This is a genomic window from Pseudanabaena biceps PCC 7429, assembly GCF_000332215.1.
In the GTDB taxonomy this organism is placed as follows: domain Bacteria; phylum Cyanobacteriota; class Cyanobacteriia; order Pseudanabaenales; family Pseudanabaenaceae; genus Pseudanabaena; species Pseudanabaena biceps.
Window position 1 is genome coordinate 1 of the sequence record NZ_ALWB01000320.1, and the last position, 4,423, is coordinate 4,423.

At 40.8% G+C, this 4,423-nt stretch carries 5 protein-coding genes and 2 pseudogenes; 4 read left to right on the forward strand and 3 right to left on the reverse strand.

What is annotated here, in order from left to right:
• Nucleotides 1-610 (forward strand): hypothetical protein (locus tag PSE7429_RS26440; protein ID WP_009629511.1); only part of this gene is annotated, 610 nt, incomplete at its 5' end.
• 167 nt (nt 611-777) lie between these two features.
• Here PSE7429_RS26440 and PSE7429_RS21640 read toward each other — a convergent pair.
• The 3 genes from PSE7429_RS21640 to PSE7429_RS23970 all read right to left on the reverse strand — a co-directional run bounded on the left by PSE7429_RS21640 (nt 778) and on the right by PSE7429_RS23970 (nt 3,477).
• Nucleotides 778-1,896, reverse strand: a complete 1,119-nt coding sequence (locus tag PSE7429_RS21640) for a ParB/RepB/Spo0J family partition protein (RefSeq protein WP_009629512.1) — start codon at nt 1,894-1,896, stop codon at nt 778-780.
• Between the two features lie 82 nt (nt 1,897-1,978).
• A complete protein-coding gene (locus PSE7429_RS21645; protein WP_009629513.1) occupies nt 1,979-2,770 on the reverse strand; it encodes a ParA family protein in 792 nt (263 codons plus the stop codon).
• A 125-nt stretch (nt 2,771-2,895) separates the two neighbouring features.
• Entirely contained in the window at nt 2,896-3,477 is a 582-nt protein-coding gene (locus PSE7429_RS23970) for an ISAzo13 family transposase (protein ID WP_071590189.1), read from the reverse strand.
• Between the two features lie 30 nt (nt 3,478-3,507).
• Here PSE7429_RS23970 and PSE7429_RS27400 point away from each other — a divergent pair.
• The 3 genes and pseudogenes from PSE7429_RS27400 to PSE7429_RS24765 form a co-directional block, all read left to right on the forward strand.
• Nucleotides 3,508-3,843, forward strand: a pseudogene (locus tag PSE7429_RS27400) (transposase); the annotation flags it as partial.
• Nucleotides 3,844-3,951: 108 nt separating this feature from the next.
• Entirely contained in the window at nt 3,952-4,146 is a 195-nt protein-coding gene (locus PSE7429_RS27405) for an IS4/Tn5 family transposase DNA-binding protein (RefSeq protein ID WP_233424413.1), read from the forward strand.
• Nucleotides 4,147-4,160: 14 nt separating this feature from the next.
• Nucleotides 4,161-4,423: pseudogene (locus tag PSE7429_RS24765) on the forward strand (IS4 family transposase); the annotation flags it as partial.

Here is a 4,423-nt window from a genome sequence, read left to right on the forward strand (position 1 = left end):
TGCTTTTGCGGCGTTTATCGATCGCCATATTTTGGCTACTGTTCAGCAATGTTTTGGCAGGAAGGCGGGCGATCGCTTTAATCAGGGTGATGTTATTTACTTTTTGTCGGATTTTGATCTGGGTGATATTCCCCATACTCTAATTAAGTCTGGGGATATTACTCCTGATGCGATGTCTAATTTGGAGCTTTTACAACTCAAGGTATCTCAAGTGATTAATTCTGTTACCGATGGTGGATTTGATTTACTCAATGCGTCAGAACGTCAGTTATGTGAGTATTTCGGAATTAAGCGTGGAGTGTTGCTTTACCATTTTGATTGGATCAAATTGTTATTAGATAACCTATATAACCAATTGATCCAATGTCCAAGAGAAAATCTGGTATCTCTTACTGATTCTCAGGATCTAGAAGTTGTTGAGCTTTGGGCTGGTGCTACTGAGTTGTTTTTGGCTGAAGAGATACCGATAAAGGAGACTTTGATTGGTATATTTGAGTTCTTCATGCAACATATCCCAACCTATTTGCATACTTATGTTATCTCGATGCTTTCTACTGATGCGCGTTATAAGCTGTTCTCAAATTTGTCTCTCTTGGCAGTTAGTGAATAATCATTGCTGCTGAACTTGCCTAACCTACTGTTTTATTCAATAGCTTACAGCCTGTTGAGGGAAAGTGTAGTACGTTGATAGTCTAGGAAATAGTCTGTAAGTCGCACTTTCGCTGTATCCCAGAAACTCTCAATAGGCTGTACTGATCAGTAATTGATGAGTGATCGCTATTTTATCAAATCTAAAATAGATTCAATTTCTTCTAGTTTCTTCCGAAAAAGTGCACGTAAATCTTTTACCTGCTCTGGATTTATTTGGGCAATATTTTCCCTAGACAATTTCTCTACACTTCGCTGTATCGTCATGATTTGTTTTGACGGACTATACGCTGACTTAATGTATTTAGACTTAATTTGAGCAACAAGTTCTCTGGTCTTAGCTACATTCAACTCTTGGGATAATACTTGCTCTGTGGCTTTGATGCGTTCTTTCGATGCTGTCTTTTCTGAAGTTTCTAAGGCTTTGGCAGATAATACAGAAAGTGCTAAGGCATGAGCGCCCTTAAGTCCTTTTTCTCTAATCGCTTGCTTTAAGTCATTAGGTAGGGAGAGCATCGGCATCAGATTGGCTTTGACTGATGTAGGATTGAGAGCTAAACCTAGCAGCACTAATAGTAATTTTTCTTCAACTTCATTAATCCCTAAATTTTGAAGCCCTAATCTTTGTTCTTCGGTGGTAACAGTGACAAGACTGGTGAGTTGACTTGTTTGTTTTTGTCTTTCTAAACGTCTTAATACGGTTGCTAGAACTGTCAATATCTCCTCAGCACTCATATTGGTAACATTGGCAACTTCTTTAAAGATTGCTTCTGCTTTGTCCAGAGGGTTAAGATCCTCATGGTGAATAAATGTCAGTAATGCTTTGCGATGTAAGTCATCGGGCATGACAGCGATGACCGATCTCAATGTTTGCCATCCTAAGATTTTGGCTGCTTCCCAACGTCGTTGACCATCTAACAGGAGATAGTTGTCATCTTGAGGAATCACAATTAATGGGGTAATTTGTCCATCTTTCTCAAGACTTCTAGCAATGGTTTGGATACTTTCACTGGTAATAGTCTGACGAGGTTGATGAGGATTTGCTTGAATCTTGCTTACCTTAATATCTTTTTCCCCCGACTGTTCCTGTAGCTGTGATCTTAGGGTTTCAATTTGCTGTTCGAGGATAGGAGATTGAGAAGAGCGAAGCTTTTCTACTTCGGCTTGTAGTTCACTGATACGTTGCGCTTGATCTGTTGCTTGGATTGCGCCAGTAAATCTTGGTGAAATTGATGGAATTTTGCCCATTAGATATGTCCCGTTTTGGATTGATTGCTTTAATAGACTTGTTTAATAGATTTGTGATGCTCAGTGCTTGGTGCTGACTATACTAACCTTTTGATAATTTGATAATGTCTTTGGCGATCTCTTTAAAATCACTACAAGCAGGATGATTTGGGCGATATTTTTGTAATGGCAACCCATTCGCACTAGAGTTTTTAAATTCAGATGAATCACGGATATGAGGATACAGTTTGATCCTTAACTGCTCAGTTATTTCTGGCAACTGTTGTAAATATTGTCGATGGATCGCCCGACTACTGTCATAGAGGCTAGGTACTAGCCCAAGTATCTGGGGAGAAGGATCGAGTTTGAGATCGTCGGTGATGGAGATCGCCCATTCGACTAAATCTGCGACTCCAGAGATAGATTTCATTTCTAGTTGGATTGGCACAAGTAGTTCTGTACTAGCCGCGATCGCATTTTCGCAAATGATGCCCATTGTGGCGGGACAGTCTAAGATCACGACATCATGACGGAGGGGATGACTTTTTAAGCGATCGGCAAGAGCGTATTCACCTCGGTGACGAATTACTAGATCGTCTGCTAGTCTTGCCATACTGGGATGTCCTTGACAGACTTCGATGTTAGGAAGATCCCACGCAGGAACTAATGTCCAATCGCCTGTAAATTCTTTAGACAAAGCCCCAACTATAGATGTTGCTGGAGTGGCGGGGGGCAGTCCACAGAAAACATCTAGGGCGCGTTGAGGATCGAGATCGATTAATGCAACAGTTGTTTTATGCCTGCTCAATTCATAGGCGAGGTGGACAGCAAGGGTTGACTTCCCTACTCCGCCTGCATTTGCGACGATTCCTATAATGATTTGTTTTCTGCTCATGTTATTGCCAGCGATGTCGTATTTTAATATACGACATTAAATACTCAAAAAGTTATGGTGAACGTGTAGCGTTTACTATAACTTTTAGGGGCTGTTAGGAATGAAAAATAAATAACTTATGCATTTCAGTTATTTTGAGGAATGGCTCTATAATTCCATTTAGGAAGATATTCATCAAAAATGATAGGTAGATTTTCCTTGAAACCATCAGCGACTTCTCTACCTTTGGCATAGACCTTATCCATAAGATTGACAACTACACTCAAGCCAGTTTTGGTAGAAGTTTTTTCAATGAGGGATTTTACTAACTCAATACTGGTAAAAATAGCTCCCTGACAAGCTCTGGTCATATGAGGAAATAAACGATGCTCAATGGGGTTGAATTTCGATGTATAGGGAGGATAATTGGCTACTCTAATTTCAATACCGATTTCAGTTGCCAATTTCTGTAGATCCTCCTTAAAAATGTAGTAGTTTGAGCTATTGCTGCCTCCACCATCACATAAAAGCAAGATAGATTTTGCAAAGGCATAATAAAACTGCCCTAATTGTTCCCACCATTGCCTGATACTGTCGCAAGCAAATTCAGTGGTGTCTCGGCTATTACCCAGATTAATAAAACCTTCATTTCTCTGTATATCGTAGATGCCATAAGGAATTATTACCCCACTCGCTAAATTAGGAAAGTCATGGTCTAAAACTTCTATTACTTCAGTTGTGTAGAGTTTACCTGCTCATTATTGGGTATGTGGATTTCCCCGAATGAGGGTGCAAAATTCTGGTTATCTGTACTCACCGAAATTCACAACCGTGGGGTCAAGGATATTTTGATTGCTTGCGTCGATGGCTTGACTGGTTTCCCTAATGCGATTGAGACGGTATTTCCTAAGACACAGGTGCAGTTATGCATTGTCCACATGGTCAGAAACTCGGTCGCTTTTGTACCTTGGCAACAACGCAAGCAAGTTTGTGCTGACCTCAAGGCTATTTATAGCGCGGCGACGGAATCGGAGGCAGAGTTTAACCTCGAACTCTTTGCTGAGAAATGGGACAAACAATATCCGTCGATCTCCCTTACTTTTCACGGGATCTTTAAAAGGCAGACCAGAAGAGACTTTCAGATAAAGGGTGCAGATGGGGTTAAAGTAGTAAAAATCAAGCAAAAGCAGGGAAGAAAAATGATGAACTGGTGGGACAAGAATTTTGCAAGTTGTGAATTAGGAGATGAGAGACTAAGCAACCGAGGGTACTCAATCGGCAAAAAAATAAGTCAAGGATTCGGGAAAGCGTTGTCCGAGATATTTAAGAGTGGCTCTGAGTTAAAAAGAGCTTATGAGTTTTCGCCAATCGGAAAACAGAATTTAGCAGGATCATAAAACCACACTGTCAAATGACCAGTGAAGCCGTGGAAGAACAGGAAGTGGTGTTGTGTATAGGAGATACTACCTATTTAGATTATGGCAAAATTAAAGCCAAACGGGAAGGGTATGGACCAACGGGAAATGGTGGGAACGGATTAATTCTGCACAGTGCCTTAGCGATCGCCCCGAACAAGGACAAGTAATCGGGTTGTTATGGCAAAATTGTGGAACCGAGAAGCGAAAGCAAAGCCACCGCAAGATGAAACCGCAGCAGCGAAAAAGCAACGACTTG

Coding starts and splice junctions, on each gene's coding strand:
- PSE7429_RS21640 (WP_009629512.1), bottom strand. CDS start 1,896: ATGGGCAAAATTCCATCAATTTCACCAAGATTTACTGGCGCAATCCAA.
- PSE7429_RS21645 (WP_009629513.1), bottom strand. CDS start 2,770: ATGAGCAGAAAACAAATCATTATAGGAATCGTCGCAAATGCAGGCGGA.
- PSE7429_RS27405 (WP_233424413.1), top strand. CDS start 3,952: ATGAACTGGTGGGACAAGAATTTTGCAAGTTGTGAATTAGGAGATGAG.